Consider the following 600-nt stretch of genomic DNA (forward strand, 5'->3'; position numbering starts at 1 on the left):
GGTGCTGGGCGCGCACGGCATCGGCGCCGGCCAGATCCTGGTGACGCTGCAGGACACCGAGGAGCGCCGCCGCTATCTCAACGCGCGCTCCACCATCGGCAAGCTGCTGGAATGGCGCGCCATCCCCGTGATCAACGAGAACGACACGGTCGCCACCAACGAGATCCGCTACGGCGACAACGACCGCCTCGCCGCGCGCGTCGCCACCATGGCGAGCGCCGACTTGCTCGTGCTGCTGTCCGACATCGACGGGCTCTACGACGCCCCGCCGAAGAACAATCCGAACGCAAAGCTCATTCCGGTGGTCGAGAGCATCTCCTCGGAGATCGAGGCCGTGGCGGGAGACGCCGAGTCCGAGCTGTCGCGCGGCGGCATGCGCACCAAGGTCGAGGCCGCCAAGATCGCGACGACAGGCGGCACGCATATGCTGATCGCCTCCGGCAAGATCGAGCATCCCCTGCAGGCGATCGCCGATGGCGGCCGCTGCACCTGGTTCCTGACGCCGGCCAACCCCATCACCTCGCGAAAACGCTGGATCGCGGGCACGCTGGAGCCGAAGGGCACTCTGACGATCGATGCCGGCGCGGTGACCGCGCTGCG

At 68.5% G+C, this 600-nt stretch carries 1 protein-coding gene; it reads left to right on the forward strand.

What is annotated here, in order from left to right; all coding sequences use genetic code 11:
* On the forward strand, nt 1-600 hold a 600-nt coding region (gene proB, locus MOV74_RS39880), incomplete at both ends, for a glutamate 5-kinase (RefSeq protein ID WP_246933074.1).

The sequence above is a fragment of the Bradyrhizobium sp. SHOUNA76 genome (assembly GCF_023006445.1).
Taxonomy (GTDB): domain Bacteria; phylum Pseudomonadota; class Alphaproteobacteria; order Rhizobiales; family Xanthobacteraceae; genus Bradyrhizobium.